This is a genomic window from Actinokineospora sp. HUAS TT18, assembly GCF_051364635.1.
Taxonomy (GTDB): Bacteria; Actinomycetota; Actinomycetes; order Mycobacteriales; family Pseudonocardiaceae; genus Actinokineospora.
In genome coordinates this window covers 3574013-3591068 of the sequence record NZ_CP195645.1, presented here as the reverse complement: position 1 = coordinate 3591068, position 17056 = coordinate 3574013, and the positions used below count along the sequence as shown (strand labels likewise).

Annotated in this window: 23 protein-coding genes, 1 pseudogene and 1 CRISPR repeat array (1 of these 25 only partly in view); of the genes and pseudogenes, 10 read left to right on the top strand and 14 right to left on the bottom strand. The window is 67.8% G+C overall.

Features of this window, described 5'->3' with window-relative positions:
• Nucleotides 1–581: direct repeats of the CRISPR family, unit length 29 nt; unit sequence GTCCTCCCCGCGCACGCGGGGCTGTTCCC; it reaches 1160 nt to the left of the window's first position.
• Between the two features lie 134 nt (nt 582–715).
• From ACSHT8_RS15990 to ACSHT8_RS15980, 3 genes are read right to left on the bottom strand one after another with little or no spacing between them, the layout of a single operon-like run.
• Nucleotides 716–1924, bottom strand: a complete 1209-nt coding sequence (locus ACSHT8_RS15990; protein ID WP_436501807.1) for an ABC transporter permease — start codon at nt 1922–1924, stop codon at nt 716–718.
• Nucleotides 1921–2610, bottom strand: a complete 690-nt coding sequence (locus ACSHT8_RS15985) for an ABC transporter ATP-binding protein (RefSeq protein ID WP_436501806.1) — start codon at nt 2608–2610, stop codon at nt 1921–1923. Before ACSHT8_RS15985 ends, ACSHT8_RS15990 begins: the two co-directional genes overlap by 4 nt.
• Nucleotides 2607–3974 (bottom strand): hypothetical protein, encoded by a 1368-nt coding sequence (locus tag ACSHT8_RS15980; protein WP_436501805.1) that lies wholly within the window; start codon nt 3972–3974, stop codon nt 2607–2609. Before ACSHT8_RS15980 ends, ACSHT8_RS15985 begins: the two co-directional genes overlap by 4 nt.
• Before the next feature lie 109 nt (nt 3975–4083).
• Here ACSHT8_RS15980 and ACSHT8_RS15975 point away from each other — a divergent pair, with 109 nt between their 5' ends.
• From ACSHT8_RS15975 to ACSHT8_RS15940, 8 genes are read left to right on the top strand one after another with little or no spacing between them, the layout of a single operon-like run.
• On the top strand, nt 4084–4497 hold the full coding sequence (locus tag ACSHT8_RS15975; protein ID WP_436501804.1) for a peptidase inhibitor family I36 protein: 414 nt from the start codon (nt 4084–4086) through the stop codon (nt 4495–4497).
• A 28-nt stretch (nt 4498–4525) separates the two neighbouring features.
• Entirely contained in the window at nt 4526–4939 is a 414-nt protein-coding gene (locus ACSHT8_RS15970; protein ID WP_436501803.1) for a peptidase inhibitor family I36 protein, read from the top strand.
• Between the two features lie 57 nt (nt 4940–4996).
• Nucleotides 4997–5896, top strand: coding sequence for a hypothetical protein (locus ACSHT8_RS15965; protein WP_436501802.1), 900 nt, complete (start codon nt 4997–4999; stop codon nt 5894–5896).
• A 38-nt stretch (nt 5897–5934) separates the two neighbouring features.
• Nucleotides 5935–7872 (top strand): type IV secretory system conjugative DNA transfer family protein, encoded by a 1938-nt coding sequence (locus tag ACSHT8_RS15960; protein WP_436501801.1) that lies wholly within the window; start codon nt 5935–5937, stop codon nt 7870–7872.
• Nucleotides 7869–8375 (top strand): hypothetical protein, encoded by a 507-nt coding sequence (locus ACSHT8_RS15955; protein WP_436501800.1) that lies wholly within the window; start codon nt 7869–7871, stop codon nt 8373–8375. Before ACSHT8_RS15960 ends, ACSHT8_RS15955 begins: the two co-directional genes overlap by 4 nt.
• 20 nt (nt 8376–8395) lie before the next feature.
• The gene (locus ACSHT8_RS15950; RefSeq protein WP_436501799.1) at nt 8396–9250 is read left to right on the top strand and encodes a hypothetical protein; all 855 of its coding nucleotides are present in this window, start codon (nt 8396–8398) and stop codon (nt 9248–9250) included.
• Between the two features lie 17 nt (nt 9251–9267).
• A complete protein-coding gene (locus ACSHT8_RS15945) occupies nt 9268–9711 on the top strand; it encodes a transposase (protein WP_436501798.1) in 444 nt (147 codons plus the stop codon).
• Nucleotides 9705–10454, top strand: coding sequence for an esterase/lipase family protein (locus ACSHT8_RS15940; RefSeq protein ID WP_436501797.1), 750 nt, complete (start codon nt 9705–9707; stop codon nt 10452–10454). Before ACSHT8_RS15945 ends, ACSHT8_RS15940 begins: the two co-directional genes overlap by 7 nt.
• Nucleotides 10455–10692: 238 nt before the next feature.
• Here the strand turns inward: ACSHT8_RS15940 and ACSHT8_RS15935 are convergent, their stop codons facing one another.
• From ACSHT8_RS15935 to ACSHT8_RS15910, 6 genes are all read right to left on the bottom strand, one after another.
• On the bottom strand, nt 10693–11007 hold the full coding sequence (locus ACSHT8_RS15935; RefSeq protein WP_436501796.1) for a hypothetical protein: 315 nt from the start codon (nt 11005–11007) through the stop codon (nt 10693–10695).
• Nucleotides 11000–11344: a hypothetical protein gene (locus ACSHT8_RS15930; protein WP_436501795.1), complete on the bottom strand. Its 345-nt coding sequence runs from the start codon at nt 11342–11344 to the stop codon at nt 11000–11002. The genes ACSHT8_RS15935 and ACSHT8_RS15930 overlap by 8 nt, the downstream gene beginning before the upstream one ends.
• Nucleotides 11341–11640, bottom strand: a complete 300-nt coding sequence (locus ACSHT8_RS15925) for a hypothetical protein (RefSeq protein WP_436501794.1) — start codon at nt 11638–11640, stop codon at nt 11341–11343. Before ACSHT8_RS15925 ends, ACSHT8_RS15930 begins: the two co-directional genes overlap by 4 nt.
• A 7-nt stretch (nt 11641–11647) precedes the next feature.
• Nucleotides 11648–12028 (bottom strand): recombinase family protein, encoded by a 381-nt coding sequence (locus ACSHT8_RS15920; protein WP_436501793.1) that lies wholly within the window; start codon nt 12026–12028, stop codon nt 11648–11650.
• A complete protein-coding gene (locus ACSHT8_RS15915) occupies nt 12025–12696 on the bottom strand; it encodes a Scr1 family TA system antitoxin-like transcriptional regulator (RefSeq protein ID WP_436501792.1) in 672 nt (223 codons plus the stop codon). Before ACSHT8_RS15915 ends, ACSHT8_RS15920 begins: the two co-directional genes overlap by 4 nt.
• 131 nt (nt 12697–12827) lie before the next feature.
• Entirely contained in the window at nt 12828–12989 is a 162-nt protein-coding gene (locus tag ACSHT8_RS15910) for a hypothetical protein (protein WP_436501791.1), read from the bottom strand.
• Nucleotides 12990–13060: 71 nt separating this feature from the next.
• Here ACSHT8_RS15910 and ACSHT8_RS15905 point away from each other — a divergent pair, with 71 nt between their 5' ends.
• Complete coding sequence (locus tag ACSHT8_RS15905; RefSeq protein ID WP_436501790.1) at nt 13061–14029, top strand: helix-turn-helix domain-containing protein; 969 nt, start codon at nt 13061–13063, stop codon at nt 14027–14029.
• Nucleotides 13989–14168 (top strand): DUF397 domain-containing protein, encoded by a 180-nt coding sequence (locus ACSHT8_RS15900; RefSeq protein WP_436501789.1) that lies wholly within the window; start codon nt 13989–13991, stop codon nt 14166–14168. Before ACSHT8_RS15905 ends, ACSHT8_RS15900 begins: the two co-directional genes overlap by 41 nt.
• Here ACSHT8_RS15900 and ACSHT8_RS15895 read toward each other — a convergent pair.
• The 5 genes and pseudogenes from ACSHT8_RS15895 to ACSHT8_RS15875 form a co-directional block, all read right to left on the bottom strand.
• A complete protein-coding gene (locus tag ACSHT8_RS15895; protein ID WP_436501788.1) occupies nt 14143–14322 on the bottom strand; it encodes a hypothetical protein in 180 nt (59 codons plus the stop codon). The two genes, ACSHT8_RS15900 and ACSHT8_RS15895, sit on opposite strands and share 26 nt — an antisense overlap.
• A 124-nt stretch (nt 14323–14446) precedes the next feature.
• Nucleotides 14447–15130 (bottom strand): annotated as a pseudogene (locus tag ACSHT8_RS15890) (transposase).
• A 148-nt stretch (nt 15131–15278) separates the two neighbouring features.
• Nucleotides 15279–15659 (bottom strand): hypothetical protein, encoded by a 381-nt coding sequence (locus ACSHT8_RS15885; RefSeq protein WP_436501787.1) that lies wholly within the window; start codon nt 15657–15659, stop codon nt 15279–15281.
• Between the two features lie 54 nt (nt 15660–15713).
• Nucleotides 15714–16130, bottom strand: a complete 417-nt coding sequence (locus ACSHT8_RS15880; protein WP_436501786.1) for a roadblock/LC7 domain-containing protein — start codon at nt 16128–16130, stop codon at nt 15714–15716.
• Nucleotides 16127–16921: a hypothetical protein gene (locus ACSHT8_RS15875; RefSeq protein WP_436501785.1), complete on the bottom strand. Its 795-nt coding sequence runs from the start codon at nt 16919–16921 to the stop codon at nt 16127–16129. The genes ACSHT8_RS15880 and ACSHT8_RS15875 overlap by 4 nt, the downstream gene beginning before the upstream one ends.
• Nucleotides 16922–17056 lie beyond the last annotated feature (135 nt).

Below are 17056 nucleotides of genomic sequence, written 5' to 3'. Positions count from 1 at the left end.
TCCTCCCCGCGCACGCGGGGCTGTTCCCGCCATCACAACCTGGGCGCGCGTGATGCTCGAGTCCTCCCCGCGCACGCGGGGCTGTTCCCGTCCACAACCGCCACCCGCGGTTCAGCGACGAGTCCTCCCCGCGCACGTGGGGCTGCTCCCATCGACCATCCAGCCGTGATCTCCGCAGAAACGTCCTCCCCGCGCACGCGGGGCTGTTCCCCGCTGGGGCGCGATCACCGACCACATCGTGGCGTCCTCCCCGCGCACGCGGGGCTGTTCCCCTTGCGAATAGCTCTTCCGGTCGGGCACGGCGGTCCTGCCCGCGCACGCGGGGCGGTTCCCTGGAGGCGTCCGCTATCGCGGGAATCCGCAAGGTCCTCCCCGCGCAGGCGGGGCTGTTCCTGGGTCGCTCACCCTCACCGAGACCGACGAGGGGTTCTCCCCGCGCACGCGGGGCTGTGCCCTGGCAGAAGGGATTAGCTATCGCCCGGGTCAAGTCCTCCCCGCGCACGCGGGGCTGTTCCCCGAGCGAGGCGAGGGCCTTGCGCGCGCACCATCAGGGTCCTCCCCGCGCACGCGGGGCTGTTCCGCGGTGGAGCGCGACCGAGGTGGTCGCCTCCTCACGGACCGCTCTGATGGCCATAGCTCTACGGTCTGCCCATTCCGACCCTCAGATCGACGATTCCTGCGCGGTCGACGTGGCGCCGCCGCATGTCTTGAATGGTCAGACTCGAAGGGCGTCGGCGGGCTCGATTCGCCCAGCTTTCCATGATGGGTAGAGGCCAGCGAGGAGTCCGGCGAGCGCGCCGAGCAAGGGGGATGGATAGATCCACCTCGGGTCCAGCAGTGGCGTCCAGGAGTGAGCCATCGCGGCGATCACGACGGTGCCGATTCCGACGGCGGTGCCGATGAGTCCACCGAGGAGGCCGAGCGTTCCGGCTTCAACGACGAACTGGCTGGCGATGTGTCGGCGGCGGGCGCCCAGTGCGCGGCGGAGGCCGATCTCGGGGACGCGTTCGAGGACCGCCACCAGTGTGGTGTTGGCGATGCCGATCGTGCCGACCAGGAGGACCACGCCTGCGAGGGCCAGGCCGAGCGCGTCGAGGTCGCCTGCAACCCGGTCGCGCAGGGCGCGGGGGTCCGCGGGTGGGACCGCTCGGGTGAGGTCGATGCTGTCGGGGCGGGCGGCGGTCTTGGCCTGGCGGCTGACCTGTGGTGCGGCGCCGACCTGGGTTTCGATGAGCATCGTGCTGGTGTTGCCGGAGTTGGGGCTCGGCCCCCAGATCTCCTCGACCGTGGTGCTCGGGAGCATGACGGACAGCAGGGTGTCGGGCGCGCGGTCGACGTGGTCGACGATGCCGATGACGGTGAACGCTCGACTGCCGATGAAGATGGCCGGTTGGGCGTCGAGGCGGCTGACGCCCAGCCGGTGGGCGGCCGACGATCCGAGGATGGCGACGCGCTCACCGCGGTCGTGGTGGAAGCGGTCGAGTGGCATGCCTGCGCTGTAGCTGGCGTGGATGGCGTCGAGGTATCCGGGTGTGATGGCTTGGACCGAGAGGCTTTCGCCGGTGATCGCGTTGGTGTCCGGGCGGGCGGCGATCGCCGCGGTGGTGGGGACCGGCCAGGTCACGCCGACGTGGACCACGCCTGGGAGGTTGGCGACGGCGTCCTGCGCGTTGCTCGGGAACGCCGCGGGTTCGTCGGGTGTGGTGGCGTCGCGTTCGAGGGTCACTTCGGTGGCGCTCAGTGCGGTGAAGCGGGCGCTGATTTGGCCGGTCGCGCTCGCGGACAGCCCGAGGACGGCGACGAAGGTGCCGATGCCGAGGGTGGTGCCCAGTGCGGTGAGTGCGGCGCGGCCGGGGCGCTGTAGGAGGCCGGAGATCGCCTGGCCCAGTGTGTCGCGGAAGCGGACGTGGGTGCTGGCCGTCATGGTTGGGTCCTTGTCTGCTCGGACGCGGTGCCGTCGTGGATCGCCAGGACGCGCTGGGCCTGGGCGGCGATACCGCGGTCGTGGGTGACCAGGACGACCGTCTGCCCGTCGTGATGCAGCTCGTCGAGCAGTTCGAGGATGCGGACGCTGTTGGCGCTGTCGAGGTTGCCGGTGGGTTCGTCGCAGAGCAGCAGGCTCGGTTCGCCGACGAGCGCTCGTGCGATCGCGACGCGTTGGCGTTCCCCTCCGGAAAGGTGGTTGGCCGCGGCGTGTGCGCGGTCGGTAAGGCCGACGCGCGCGAGTGCGGTCATCGCGGCCGCACGTCGGCGGATGCTCGGAATGCCGCGGTAGAGCAGGCCGAGCATGACGTTCTCGACTGCTGATTGGCCTGCGAGGAGGTGGAAGGCTTGGAAGACGAAGCCGATGCGGGTCGCGCGGAACGCGGTGCGTGCCGCTTCATCGAGGTGCGCGGTGTCGGTGCCGTCGAGGAGGTAGGTGCCACTGGTGGGTCGGTCCAGTAGGCCGACGATGTTGAGCCAGGTGGACTTGCCGGAGCCGGATGGTCCGACGACGGCGACGTGGTCGCCGCGGTTGATCCGCATCGTCACCTCGCGCAGTGCGGTGAGCTCGGGTGGCCCGGGATAGATGCGAGTGATCCCGCGGAATTCCACGATGGGCGGCGTCATCGGCCGATCACCACCCGATCACCGGCGGCGAGTGCGCCGTCGACTGGGGTGACCTCGATGTAGCCGCCACCGGAGATCCCCGCGGTCACCGCGACGCGATGCTCGCGGCGATCCTCGTCGGCCCGAATCAGCTGGGCCTGACCGTCGGCGCGTGAGGACACCGCGGCCACCGGGACGACCAAGACCGCCGACTCAGTTGCTGCGGCGACGACCACGAGGCGGACGTTCTGATTGGCCAGTTTCGCGTCCAACGGCGTCGCCGCACGCACGATCAGCTCCAGTTCGGCACCGGGATGTTCCGGCTCCGCGGCCAGGGCATCGGCCCCTTGCGGGTTCTCTTCGGAGCCCGCGGACTCACGTTCGGCTGGGTTGGTGCGCGGTGCGATCGCGGCGACGGCGCCGCGCGCGTGCGCGCCGAGGACCTCGGAGGTGATGTCGACGGCGTGGCCGGGACGTACCTGGCGGGCCTGCTCGGCGTCGAGGACCGCGCGCACGACCAGGTCGCCGCCGGCGAGGGTGCACAACACCTCGGGCGGCGCCGACCCCGCGGTAGCGGACATGGTCGCGACGGTGGCGGGCAAGGTCGGGACGAACGCCACCTCACCTGCGGGCACCGTGGCACCCGTCTTGGCCTTCAACGTGTCGAGGTCCTGCTGCGCGTCGGCCACCCGTTGCCGTGCGTCGCCATCGTTGGGCGCCTCTGCAGCCGTGGTGAGTGCTCGCTTGGCGTCGCGGAGCGCGCGTTCGGCGACGAGCAGCTGCTGGTCGTCGTCCGGGCTGGTGCCGCTGGGGGAGTAGCCGACCGCGCGGTAGAGGGCGGCGACCGCGAGCTTGGTGCCCTGCCCGTACACGCCCTCCTTGTCCCGGCCGATGCCGTGACCCACCGCCCGCAGCGCGTGCTGCAGCTGGGTGACATCGGCGCCTTCGCTGCCCGGAACCAGATCGCGGTAGGCGGGCACCGCTCCCGCTAGCACGATCACCGGCCGCCCCGACACCTCGGCGATCACGGTGCCCGCACTGACCGCGTCGCCCACGGCGACCTGGACCCGCGTGACCAGTGCACGCGACCCATCAGCGGCCCCAGGGGCACGAACCCGCACCGCTCGTTCGGCGCCGACGGTTCCCCGCAGGACCACGGTGTCCTGCATGACCCGGTGCTCGACCGGCGCGGTCACCGGGCCCGCCGCGGGCGGCGCAGCCTCGGCCAACGCCTGCGACGGCGACTTGATCCGCGCCGCGGCGACCAACCCCGCGGCCCCCAACGCCACCGACAACGCCGCGATCAACCCCAGCGCGACCCTGGCCCGCCGACCCGGTTTGACCGTCCTGACCACCTGTTCCTCACCGGTCATCACGTCCCCCATCACGCGAAACCTCCCCCACTCGACTCGGATGAGCTATTCTCGACACCGCAAGATGTCAACTCACTATCGCATACGATGCGATAGTGGACTTGGGGGAAAGATGAAACACGTGGCATTGAAGATCGCGAAAGGCGCGGTCGTCGGCGTCCTGGCGACAGCGGGCGCGCTGGCCGGTTCCGGGGTCGCCTCGGCAAGCAACTCCACCTGCGACGTGGGGGAGTATTGCGTCTACGAGCACTGGAACCGCACCGGTGACCGCTACACCACCTCGGGGTCGTTGGGTAACTACGGCACCATCCGGATGACCGCGGACCCGTGGTGGGAGCCGGTCGGCGCGTACCTGAACAACAACGTCTCGTCCTGGTACAACCACGGCTTCGCGGGCCGCTACTCGGTGATCCACAGCTACGACGGCGCCAACGGTGCCGGTGGGCAGCTGTGGAGCGGCGGCGTCGGACAGGGCCAGGCGTGGGTCGGGTCCAACAACGACCGGGCAGGCGGCCACCTCTGGCGCAACTCCTGACCGCGCCGGTGAACTTGGGGGAATAGGTATGAGATTCAGAGAGATCGCCACGATCGTCGCCGTGGGGGCGGCCGCAGCGGTAGGAGCACTCGCGTGCGCCGGCACCGCGTCGGCGGACCAGTTCAGCTGCGACATCGGCGAGTACTGCATGTGGGAACACGCCAACGTCACCGGTGACCGCTACACCACCGCCGGAAGCATGGCCAGCTACGGCACAATCCGGATGGTGCCCGACGACGGATTCGCCGTGCTGCTCAACAACAGCGTCTCGTCGTGGCTCAACGCGGGCTACTACTCCAGCTACTACACGGTGATCCACAGCTACGACGGCGCCAACGGCGCGGGCGGCGAACTGTGGAGCGGCGGCATCCGCCAAGGCGAAGCCTGGGTCGGCGCCACCGACAACGACAGGGCCGGATCGCACTACTGGCGACACAGCTGACACACCCCCTCGGTCGGGCGGGTCTCCGCCCGACCGAGGGCCACTCCCGGGGGTTTCATGTACAAGAAGATCGCCGTCGTCGTGGCCGCCATCGCGGTCGCGGGCTGCACCACAACCACGAACACGCCGAACCCAGCCGACGAGCCACCGCTGGGCGAGGTCGCACAGCTCACGGTCGCCCGCGGCCTGGCCATGCCGCTGGACACCTACCGGCCAGACCCACAGCAGCGGGCCAAGCTGGCCACAGCCCGCGAACTCCTGATTCGGGACTGCATGGCCGGATTCGGGTTCACCTGGCCCGTTCTCGCCCGTCAGGTCGAACCGGACACCGACCGGCGCTACGGGATCACCGACCCGGCCGAAGCCCGCCGCTACGGATACCGGCTGCCCCCGGACAAAGCGGGCGGCGTCAACGCCCCCGAATCGGGAGGAACGGCCTCGCCTGCCGCGTACGCGATCCTCAGTGGACAGACCCGCGAAACCGGTGGCAAACAGGTGCCCGAAGGCGGATGCGCCGCCGAGGCCGACCGAGCGCTCGGCTTCGACGTGACCATCCGCGACGGCGGCATGATCGAGATCAAGAACCTGCCGCAACGCCTGGAGAACGAAGCCCGCCACGGCTACAAAGCCGACTCCCGGACGGCCCAGGTCGACGCCGCCTGGGCGACTTGCATGCGCGAGGCAGGTTTCGGCCGCGCCGGAAACGGCCGCGACTACGCCAGCTGGCGCGACCCCAACGACACCTACTCCCAAGGCCAAGTCAGCCAACTGGAGATCGACACCGCCCTGGCCGACATCGACTGCAAGAACAAGCACAACGTCGCCGGAATCAGCCACGCCGTCGAAAGCGCCTACCAGAACCGGCTCATCGAACGCGACGCCGCAGCGCTCACCGAGGAGAAACACAAACACGAGCAACGAGTCCGCCGCGCGACCGAGCTGGTGGCCAAGGGCTAACACTCGGCGCCACGCGGGCGCGACGAACTGGGGGGCCAGTGCGGGGGGAACTGGGGCGAACACGCCTCTACACGATTCGACAGCTACGACGACGGGCCGCAGCCGTCGCCACCGCGCTCATCGGCGCCGTCACCGCACTGACCTGCGCGATCGCCGCGGTGTCCTGGATGGCGGGGAACGGCTGGCGCTGGCCGAGCATCACCATCCGACCAGTGCTGCCCAATGGCTCGACCGAGGCCGGACTGCAGGCCCCGTTCACGCTGACGGTGCCACCAGCACCAACCGCATGGGTCTTGGCGGTCGCCATCACGAGCTGGCTGCTGTGGCTAAGGCTCGTTGTCGTCCCGCTCCTCGGGCGCACCCGCGCCCAAGACCGGCACCACGCCCTGGCCCAACCCGCCGCCATCCGAGCCGTCCTCGGCGACCGGCGCACCCGCCGCGCGGGCCGCTACACCCTGCCCGGCCTGAGCCGGTGGCAGCGATTCCTCGCACCCATCACCGCATTTGGCTACCCACTCGGCCGCGCAACCCACGGCGGCAAACGCGGACCACGCCTATGGGCCGACTGGGAACAACGCGTCCGCATCATCGCCCGCACCGGCTGGGGAAAAACGTATCGACTGCTCATCCCGATCATCCGCGACCTGCCCGGCCCCGCCCTGATCTCCAGCATCGAGCCCGACATCTTCACCCACACCGTCACCGCACGAACCCACCGCAGACGACACCTACGATGGCGGCCACTCGACCGGGCCGCACGCCGTTGGCTACCGACCCACGAGCACCTGGTCGCCGTCGCCGACTTCTCCGCACCCGAACACCGCTTCGCTGCCGGCTACCCGAGCGTGCAATGGAACCCCATCAACGGCTGCGAGCACTTCGGCACCGCCGCGCGCCGAGCCGCCACCATGGTGTCCGCGATGCGCACCCTCACCAGCCACGCTGCGGGCCGCGACGAATTCTTCATCGCCTCCGCCATCCAAGTCCTCGCCGCCTGGTTCCACGCCGCCGCCCTTGCGGGCAAAGAGATCGACGACATCATCGGCTGGCTCCGCAAACCCACCGACCCAACACCCCGACGCATCCTCGAAGACGACCACCGCGCCGAACGCGCCGCCGAACTCTCCCTGAGCAAACACCTCGACGAACGCGCCGCGAAGACCACCAGCGGCGTCGAGCGCTACCTGATGATCGCCATGAGCTGCCTGGCCAGCACCGAGGGCCGCGCACTGTGCGGCCAACGCTTCATCGACGACAACACCGCTGCCACCCAGTTCGACATGGCCGCGCTCATCGAACAAGCCGGAACCCTCTACATCCTCACCGAGGAAGGCCGCACCGACTTCATCCGCCCCCTGCTCTCTCTGTTCACCGCCGAGATGTTCCGCGCCGCCCGCGACGTCGCCATGACCCACCCCGGAAGGCGACTTCCGCTGCCGTTCATCGCGGTCCTCGACGAACCCCGACACGCCGTCCCCATCCCAGAACTGCCTCACGTGGCCAACACCCTGCGCAAACACAACATCGGCTACGTCTACTCCGCCCAATCATCCACCCAAGAAGACGAACTCTACGGACCAGAAGCCACCGCCGTCCGCGCCGCCGCCGGGGTCAGCCTCATCGGCGGCATCGACATCACCAGCGCCACGGAAACCAGCGACCGAGCAGGCACCACACCGGTTGTGACCGGCAGCCGCGGCGGAGGTCGGCGCGGCGACCAGATCCAAACTCAGCACGTCTGGACCGTCGCCGACCAACAGACCCTCGCCGACGGTCACGCCACCGTCCTAGCCCGCGGGCTCCCACCATTCGTGGCCACTGCCGCCGACCCGCGCACCCGTCGACGCTGGCGCCATATCGCCGCCGAGGCCCGCACGGTCACCCGCCGCGTCGTCGCCGCCGGAGCCGCGCGACAAGCAGAACACGTCGCCGCCATGGCGACCCCGACCGCATTCCGCAGAAGGAAGACACCATGAACAACGATCCCCAGGTCGCACTCTTCGACCACCTCAACGACAACCTCGCCAAGAACGAACAACGACGCCCACCCTGGACCTGGTCCCTGCGCACCCAAGCCGAGCGCGACGCACTCGCCGGGATGATCGCCGAGTTCGTCGCCTGCTTCAACACCATCCACGCCGGCAGCGTCGACGAACTCATCCCACCCTGCTGGCCCCACCACCCGGCCCTGGCCACCGAACTCGCGGTCCACCTATGGCTCTGGTACGAGGCCCATCACGATCCCGGAGCGGGAACCGGCGTCTCGGGCGACTACTACCTCCGCCACCTCCCCGGCTTCAAGAACCGGATCACGGCCACCCTCGGCCGCTCACCCACCGAGTGCAGGCAGGGCCAACACCCCGATAGCTGGCGCACCGACGTCGACGCGCTCATCCACCACCACGAACCCACATCCAGGCACGCCGACGGACCAGCACAGGCCGTCGAACGCCTCACACGCATCGGATTCGGCTTCTAGCCACGGCTACGGGGATTGACATGACACACACCGAGCGCATCCTCCGTCGAGGCGAACGCCCCGACGTGCTCGATCCAGAACACGCCAGGCGGGCACTCCGTGAGACCTTCATGGGAGCCCAAGGCCGCCAATACATCCAGATCCCACTCATCGATGTGATCGCGCGAACTTGGCTCGAACAAGACATCCACGTCAACATGTCCATACTGGACAGTCAACAGGCACGGGAGGCCATGGCGCAGACCGCGCTGCCCCGAGGTCACGTCCGCGTCGGCCCTGCGGCGCGGATCCGCGGCCAGTACTTGTTCTGGTGGCAGCTGATGCTCCACATCATCGACTACATCTACCTCGGCGACGCCAACCAACTCCCCACCCGGGAAGACATCGACACCCTGGTGGCACACGTCGGCGGCACTAGCTACATGCCCGGCTTCAACGAAGAGGAACTCGCCGCCATCCAGGTCATGCTCGACCGATACCGCGACGCCGACCCGAGCGCCACACTCACCTCTGACCAAGTACTCGACCGATTCGTACTGCCCGCCCTCGTCCAAGGCGACCGACACTGGGTCTCAAACCCGGACCACCACAGACCCGGCACGATTCTGCGCGGAGCACACGAATCGATGCTGCGAGTCGCGCTGATCGACTGCCGCCGGAAGCTGACCCAGGACAGAGAACTGACCGACCTCGAATGCGTCTATGCCCGGCTCGACACGCTGCTTCAGGAAGGCTGTCTCGACACGTTGCCCACATTCAACTGTCTCGACACGTTGCCCACATTCAAGCAGCTCGTCGCCGAGTACAACGCCCAGCACGCTGCCCTGCCCTTCGCCTGGCCGCACGGACCGGACGAACCTGGCGACAGGCCCTAGCTTGAGTTCTACGCCGTTTGACGGCTCGGGCGGATGTGTTGTTCGAACTGGCCGACGCGGTGCTGTGCACCGATGGCCCGGTCCGCTCGCTGGTCGGTTTGTCTCTGGCGCCGGGGCACGGCGCGCTCTATGGCGGGATCAACCTCGGCCGTGTCGGTCTGGCCCGTCTGCGCAGTCTTGTCGCCGCGCGACGGTTGCCCGGAGCCGCCGATGACCGCATCGTGCTGGCGGTGGATGTGTCGCCGTGGCTGCGGCCGGACCCGAACACCTCACCGGAGCGGTCGTTCTGCCACACCTACGGCCGCGGCAAGGGGCAGCTCTGGTGCCCGTCCTGGAGTTGTCAGGGTTTGGGGCATGACTCGGGGTGTTCCCGATTGAGCCCGGTCGTCAGGAAGGCGGACAGTCTCAGGTTCAAACGTTCGATCGCCCGACCCACCGTAGAGGTGTATCGACCATGCTGACCTGGTTGCTTCACGCGCTCCACGTCCCCCTGCGGCACGAGGCGCAGGCGCTGCTGCAGATGCGCGCGATCGAGGACCACACGTTGTGGCGGTCACCGCCGCTCGACGCGGGTCGACTCCCTGTCCTGTTGGTCGGCGGGCTCGGCGGCTCCTCGAACCTGCTCGGCCCGTTGGATGACTTCTTGCGCAGACTGAACTGCGACGTGCGGATCGCCGCGACCGGGTTCGGCGCGGGCTGCGGTGAGACACTCACGCGGACAGTGGAGGATGACCTGGTTCGCGCGAGCGAGGCGACATCGCGACCAGTGGTGCTGATCGCCCACAGCCGCGGCGGCCAGTTCGCCCGCGCGGTCGCCGTGCGGCGCCCGGAACTCGTCCAGCGCCTGGTCACACTCGGGAGCCCGCTCACGCGGATGCTGGCCGTCCACCCGCTCATCCGCGCCCAGGTCGCGGGCTTGGCCGCACTCGGCGCGCTCGGTGTCCGCGGACTGATGCGGCCGAGCTGCGGGTGGGGCTCGTGCTGCGCAGACCTACGCGCGGACCTCGTCGGCCCATTCCCGCGGTCGGTCCCGTTCACCAGCGTGTACTCGCGATCCGACGGGATCGTGGACTGGCGCAGCTCACGCGACCCGGCCGCCCGCCATCGAGAGGTCGAGACCACGCACGGCGGCCTTATCTGGGACCCGGTGAGCCTACACGCGATCGCCGACGAACTCGCACAGACGATGCGGCTCGCTGCCTGAGCGCCCAGCACCACCTCCCCGCCGGAGGTGATGACTGTGCCGGGTTCAAGCGAACGGTGGACGTTCGGCCCGTCCCCGTCGCGGCACGGAACCAGTCGTATCAGGCGGGCGTCCGTTCTGTTGATCACGAAGTTCACGTGTGCGTCTGCGTGACACCGCGGACGACAGCTCATCGGCGTGAGCAAGAGTCGATCTGCACCTCAAGGTTCGATGGCCCCTGTGGTCGAGCGCGCGCTGCTCAGATGTATTCGCCCGCAGGCTCGCCGAAGCCGGGTCGGTGGCTCTTGGGCCGGTTGACCGCGTTGAGCAGTACGTCGGAGTTCATCCAGTCCACGTCGGTCAGGTCGAGGCCGGGGATCTTGTCGAGGTAGGTGCGTGCTTGGGCCTGCATCCGAGCGACGCTCGGGTTGTCGCCCCAGATGCAGGTGCGTCGGCGGGTGTGGAAGTTGTGCCGAAACAGCACAATGGTGCTGAAGTCCATGCTGAGGAAGATGGACAGCCGGTGAAACGGCGCCTTGGCGCGGGGCTTCGTCGGCGCGCTGGGTTCATTCATCGACAATCCTCGGCAGTACAGCGGTCGGCAAGTCGTTCTCGCGGTACATCGCGTAGCCGTGGGGATTGGTATCGGCTTCGGTCCAGTGCAGTCGAATACCGGTCCCCTTCTCCGCGGCCCGCTCGAGCAACTCGGCAACGGAGACCACAGCGGCGGCCGCGGGGGAGTGGTCCCGGTGATCATCGGTCCTGTAGTGCTTCATGGCGAACCTCGCGGCGATACGGCTCTGTCGGACAGCCCTCCGCCAGTCGAGGAACAGCCAGCCGCCGACTCCGAAGAGCAGCGTGGCCAGCGGGACGCACGCGGCGATCACCTGCCACAGCGGGATGTGTGTCATCGGTCCGAGGGTGGGTCGAGCCGCGGCCCGCGTCGCGCGGCGCGGGCGTGGATCGCATGGCCCAACTCGACCATTCGGTTGCCGAGCGCGGCCTCCTCGGCCACCAACGGTTCCGGCGCTCGCTCAGCGTCGACGTCGAGCAGGCGCATCACATACAGCGCGAGTTCGCGGTTGATCGTGCTGAGCCCGCCGACGAGGGTCAATTCGTCGCGCCAGTGCGCATCCGGACCGGTCATGACGCCGCCCTTCGCCGCAGAAGCAGAAACGTTGTGGCACAGGCGATCGACAAGACCCACGGCCAGATCACCGCGCCCACGTCGCCTGGCCCGCGGTGAGCTTCAGGGCGTTCTCGGGCAGTTCGCCCGCTCGCACCCAGACGGCTGCCCCCGTGCGGCGGATCTTGTCGACTAACGTGGCCACGACGTCAGGCCGGGAAGACAGGTGGCAGACCTCGAGCACGACGGCAGCCGTGGCGCGGGGCAGGGACAGTGCCTGCACCAGGCCGCCGAACCCGACGCGGCCCCCCAGGTCCAGCGGCGAGCCGACATCGGTGAAGGTGGCGCCGAGGTGCCAGCTCTCCCGAGCGCACCACAGCTCCAGACGTTGCTTGGCCTCGGCGAGACGTTCCGGGTGTTCGCGGACGCTGTGGATGTAGCCGAAGACCAGCGGCGGAATCGGTGTCATGACGACCTCCCGAGCAGTCCGGCGATGAAGTGACGGCTGGCGGTCGGGTCAAGGGCCATGGATCGCAGCGTCCGGGCGAAGGCCGCATACGTGGTGACCTCGGTGTGGTGGTGCAGCAGCAGGCTGATGGTGTGCTGTTCAAGGTGCACGACCGATTCGCCACGCATCACCGCCAGCAGCCGGAACGCCTCGATCCCGCTGTAGTGTGCGTTGGCGGGCACCACTCGGATGGTGGCATTGTCGTTCGACACGCGGCGCAACAGGTGGGCGAGTTGCCGCTGACGGACGCCTTCAGGGATGCCGGGGCGGGTCAGGACGTGCGCGTCGAGGAAGTACTCGTAGCGCCGCTCAGGACGCGGTCGCAGGACGGGTCGGGAGACGGCGTCGAACGCCTCGGACCGGATGTGGTCGTCGTACGCGGCGACCCGCAGGCAGCGCGGCACCAGCAGCGGGGCGTACACGGTCACCGTGCTCGACACCGACTCCAGCACCTCGAGCATGTCGTGGGCCTGCGTGTCGGCGTGGTCGAAGATCCAATGGGTGAACTCGGTTCGAGCGGCAAGCTGACACAGATAGTCCCGCAGCTTCGGCGCCCAACCGAACACCACCGACAACACCGCGACATCCACTGGGCGGACCGGACCGTGCGCGGTCATGATCCGAGACACGCGACTCACCGACAGAGCGGATGACCGGGCGATGTGCTGAACCGTCAATCCCGCCATGGCGGCCGACGTCGTCACCACCGTACCGATGACCAAACCATACAGACTTCGGACCTGAGTGCGCCCCGTCTCCTTCACCGCCCCACTCCCGTGACCGCGCGCCCGAGCTCCGCGTGCCTGCGCTCGACCGCGGTGGCCAAGTCGTCAAGGCGGTCGCTGGTCGGCGCCGTCCACAGGCCGATCCGTTGCTGACGGTTGAACCCGTCCCGACAGGTGATGCGAGCGTCCTGGCTCATGTCGTGCTCCCAGCGGTGGTTGCCTGCTAGCTTGCGTTGTGTTGACAACAGCGTTGGACAACGACGGAGAAGTGGCAACACTGTTGTCATACGCACAACAGGTGATAGATCCAGACCGGCTCGGTGACGCTAAGCTGTTACCGATCGACAACAACGGAGATGGCGTGGCGAAGACCCCCAAGGCTGTGGCGCTCGGCAGTGCGCTCCGTCAGGCACGCGTGGACAAGGGGTACAAGCTGCGAGAGTTCGCAGCGATGATCAACCGCGATCCGGCGATGTTGTCGCGATGGGAGACTGGCGACCGAATCCCCAAGCCGGAACATGTCGCCCAGATCCTGACGGCGCTCGGTGTCAACGGCGACCAGTACGACGGCATCCTGACGTTGGTCTACGGCACGGGCGAGCCGCAGTGGGTCGCGACTACCCTGCCCGAGCAGCGGCAACAGCTGGCCGCGTATCTGGAGTACGAGCAACAGGCCGCGACGATCATCGAGGTCTCTCCGCTCATGATCCCTGGTTTGCTGCAAACCGCCGGTTACATCCGAGCGATCATGTCTGGCGGCGGTGTGCCTGCGGGCGACATCTCGACCCGCATTGCGGTTCGACTTGGCCGTAAGGAGATCATCACAGGGGCCAACCCTGCCCGACTCGTCGCCTTGGTCGGCCAGGCTGCTTTGTATCAGGGAATCGGTGGCCGAGATGCGAGCGTCGCGCAGCTCCGCTACCTGCTGGAAATGATGCAGCGACCCAACGTTGAACTGCGTATCATTCCGTTTGGAATGGAGTGGCACCCAGGACTTGAAGGCGCCTTCGTCCTGATCGAGTCCAACGGTCCAGCATCTGTGGTGTTTCTCGAAACGCGCCGTTCGACGTTGTGGTTGCACAAGGAAGACGACGTCAATGCATACAAGCACGCCGTAGACATGATCCTGCGCGTCACCCTGAGTCCGCAGGATTCGGTACGCCTCATTTCAGAGTTGGTACACAGAATGGAGAACCATGGTGACGAACCAGATCACTTGGCGAAAGTCGAGCCGTAGCCAGTCAGGGCAGACGTGCGTCGAGCTGTCCAACACGCTGCGGGCAGTGCGCGACTCCAAGAACGTTGCCGGTTCCCCACTGGCCGCCGACGGTGCCGCACTGGTGCGTGCCGTCAAACTAGGCCGGTTTGACCGCTGATCAGCGTCTGGCGGTGGTCGACGTCGTCCCCACGCGCCGACCACGCACCAGGTGGGACGGCCTCGATCAGCGGCGTCAGTTGGGCGGTGTCGTCGCGGTTGCCGCCGGTCACAGCGGCCGCCAGCGGGATCCCGGTTCCGTCGGTGATCAACATACTGACCCGGTTCGGGCCCGATCGACCGGGCCTGAACCGGTTTTCGGCCCGCGCCCAGCGCGCAACCATCGACATCACTCCGCCACATGCGCTGACTCAACAGGTGGACAATGAGTAGGGCGTCTCATCTGGCGAGTTTCTTGTAGCGGGTGAGTGCGGCGAAGGTGAGGAAGCCGCGAACGAGGTCGCTGTGGCGTTCGTAGCGGTTGGCGAGTCGTCGGTAGCCGAAGACCCATGCGCAGCGTTCGTTCGATGATCCATCGGTATCGGCCGAGTCGGATGTTGGGCTCGGTACCCTTGCGTGCCAGGCGTGGCGTAATGCCTCGGTTGCGCAGCCAGTCGCGCGGGTCGTGGGACTCGTAGGCCTTGTCGCCGTGGAGTTTCGCGGGTCGGAGGCGGCGTGGATAACGGCGGGAGCGGACCGCTGGGGTTGCTGGGACGGGGTTTGAGGGTCGCGCTGTCGCGAGTGTTGGTTGCTGACACGCCGACGGCGAACGGGATGTCGGACCAGTCGATCATGCCTCGGCTGCCCAGTTCATCGAGTACGGCCTGGTGTGAGCGCCGCCAGTCCGACCCTGGTCCACTCGGTGAACCGGCGGTGTGCGGTGGGACCTTCATCCGAAACTCGGTGGAAGATGCCGCCACGCGCAACCGCTGGTCAGCACGACACGATCCCGGTGACCGCGGCCCGGTCGTCCCCGCGCGGCATCCCGCCGCCCTGCGAACACGCCAGCGGCGGCGGGATCAACGACTTGAACAGCGCCCACAACTCATCCGGCACCAATCGTGCGGCCAACACGTCCATCACAGATCATTCCCGTGCGTCAATAGAGATCCATCTGAGACACGCCACCTCTCGACGAAGGTTGGTTCGGTGCGGCGAATCGGCACGAGTGACCCGGCCAAGGTCGCCACGGCTCCTGCCCTTGCAGGGCATCAGAGCGACTCAAGCTGTCCTAACTGGACTGCTCGCGGACGACTCTGCGGGCGGCCGCGAACAGCATTCCGATGCTCACCGACTTCGGGCACACGACGACCGCCACGACGTCTTCGTGCTGGTTGTTGCGGATGAACAAGTGGGTCAGGTTAGTGCTGTTGACGAGGATCTCCTGGAAATAGCGTTCGGAGCTGGTGACTCCGCGACGCTCCTTGAAGATGTCCTCGATCATCGTGACAGTCCGGCCCTGGAACAGGTCGAGGGTGGCGCCGGCGAGCAGGTCGAGAACCTCGGACGGATGGCTGTCGGTGGTGTCGAAGGCCAACAGCATGCCGGTCGCCATGTCGACCACACCGGCGGCGATACAGTCGGGAACCTGGTGCCGAAGCCGTTTCACCATCGCGATTACCTGGTCGGACAGCGCGCGTTGAGGTGTCAAAAGGGGATCTCTCCTTCAGGATGAGGTGGGCAGCAGGGCCTTGATTCGGTCGGCGGTGCGACGGGCGACGGTGTGCAACTGTTGCAGGTCGAGGCCTTCGTCGCCGAGAACGACGAGCACCGCGAGCGCCCCGACCGCGTAGACGGACAGGTGGCCGCGGCTTCCGGACACTGTGGTCTGATCGAGCGCGCCGAAGCCGAGGACCTTGGTGGCTCGGCGGGCGAGCCCGAGGTCGACGGCGGCCATCGCGCAGACGGTGTCCGCGTCAACCTTCGCGGCGATGTCCGCGGCGACCAGCAGGCCGTCCGCCGTGGCCACAAGGGTGTCAGTGACGCCGACGGCCCCGTGTCTCAGGCCGCGCAGTTCGGACGTGATCGCGGTGACGTCCGGTGCTGTGGATGTGGGCCTGAGCTCCTTCTTGTCGTTGGTCAACCATGGCGGCGGGGTAGCGCGCCGACGTGCGCGGGCTGGTCGCCCCGAGAGGGACCGCGTGGGGCGACGATGGGTGTTGTTCCTGTTCGTAAGCCGGGCTCGTCGGTGACCAGGCGCAGCCGCCGATCCGCGAGCAGTACTGACAGGTCGACGGCCACGGGGTACAGGCCGCGGCCGACAAGATAGGCGATGTCGCGTGCGGTCCGCCTGCCGTCGACATGCGCGAGAATCTCCTGCTGGCGTGATGTGGTCGGCCAAGCGATCGCCTGCGTGGCCACGGCGAGGCGATCCGTGCTGGGCGAGAGCGTGACGGGAAGCCGCCTAAGGGCGTTGACCTTGTACTCGACCCGCGTGGCCATCCAGTTCGGGTCCACCTTCTCGCTCGCGTGCGGTGCCCCTACCGCGCCGAGAGTCATGCGGATGGAACGGACGACGCCGGCGGCCGCGGCGAACACCGCGTCCTCCCAGGCCATCTCGGCTACGAGACGCAGCTCGGTCGCTCGGACTCTGCCACGCGCCACCAGGTGTTGAAAAGACATCAGCGAGTCAGACTCGGGATACTGCAACGCTTCCCAGTCGTGTTCGTCGATGCGACGCGACCGCAGCAGGCGCGCCGCGACCCCGGGCGAGCCCGGACTCTCCACATCGACCACCCAACCGTCTCTGACCGACACGACGCCGCCTGGGTATCCCACAACGTGCACACGGCCGGTCATTCGCGTCAGCGCGCACCTACGCAAGGCATCGCTGACACTGCTGATGGCACGGCTTTCCTTGACGATGGGGACCACTCCGGACAAGGCGTCGAGACAGATCAGCCGCGCGGCCGAACTGTCTGGGGAAGCATGGGGACGGTGAGGGATTCGGTTTTCCGACTCGTCCCGTTACGTTTTCGCCTGTCGCTCGTTCGCGCGAGGGCCAAGATC

What these genes read in the sequence shown, in the direction of transcription:
- ACSHT8_RS15985 (WP_436501806.1), bottom strand. Translation starts at nt 2,610, where the DNA reads ATGACGCCGCCCATCGTGGAATTCCGCGGGATCACTCGCATCTATCCC.
- ACSHT8_RS15885 (WP_436501787.1), bottom strand. Translation starts at nt 15,659, where the DNA reads ATGGTGAAACGGCTTCGGCACCAGGTTCCCGACTGTATCGCCGCCGGT.
- ACSHT8_RS15895 (WP_436501788.1), bottom strand. Translation starts at nt 14,322, where the DNA reads ATGTTGATCACCGACGGAACCGGGATCCCGCTGGCGGCCGCTGTGACC.
- ACSHT8_RS15965 (WP_436501802.1), top strand. Translation starts at nt 4,997, where the DNA reads ATGTACAAGAAGATCGCCGTCGTCGTGGCCGCCATCGCGGTCGCGGGC.
- ACSHT8_RS15980 (WP_436501805.1), bottom strand. Translation starts at nt 3,974, where the DNA reads ATGGGGGACGTGATGACCGGTGAGGAACAGGTGGTCAGGACGGTCAAA.
- ACSHT8_RS15910 (WP_436501791.1), bottom strand. Translation starts at nt 12,989, where the DNA reads ATGAGCCAGGACGCTCGCATCACCTGTCGGGACGGGTTCAACCGTCAG.
- ACSHT8_RS15950 (WP_436501799.1), top strand. Translation starts at nt 8,396, where the DNA reads ATGACACACACCGAGCGCATCCTCCGTCGAGGCGAACGCCCCGACGTG.
- ACSHT8_RS15900 (WP_436501789.1), top strand. Translation starts at nt 13,989, where the DNA reads ATGGTGACGAACCAGATCACTTGGCGAAAGTCGAGCCGTAGCCAGTCA.
- ACSHT8_RS15940 (WP_436501797.1), top strand. Translation starts at nt 9,705, where the DNA reads ATGCTGACCTGGTTGCTTCACGCGCTCCACGTCCCCCTGCGGCACGAG.
- ACSHT8_RS15935 (WP_436501796.1), bottom strand. Translation starts at nt 11,007, where the DNA reads ATGAATGAACCCAGCGCGCCGACGAAGCCCCGCGCCAAGGCGCCGTTT.
- ACSHT8_RS15990 (WP_436501807.1), bottom strand. Translation starts at nt 1,924, where the DNA reads ATGACGGCCAGCACCCACGTCCGCTTCCGCGACACACTGGGCCAGGCG.
- ACSHT8_RS15920 (WP_436501793.1), bottom strand. Translation starts at nt 12,028, where the DNA reads ATGACACCGATTCCGCCGCTGGTCTTCGGCTACATCCACAGCGTCCGC.
- ACSHT8_RS15930 (WP_436501795.1), bottom strand. Translation starts at nt 11,344, where the DNA reads ATGACACACATCCCGCTGTGGCAGGTGATCGCCGCGTGCGTCCCGCTG.
- ACSHT8_RS15955 (WP_436501800.1), top strand. Translation starts at nt 7,869, where the DNA reads ATGAACAACGATCCCCAGGTCGCACTCTTCGACCACCTCAACGACAAC.
- ACSHT8_RS15970 (WP_436501803.1), top strand. Translation starts at nt 4,526, where the DNA reads ATGAGATTCAGAGAGATCGCCACGATCGTCGCCGTGGGGGCGGCCGCA.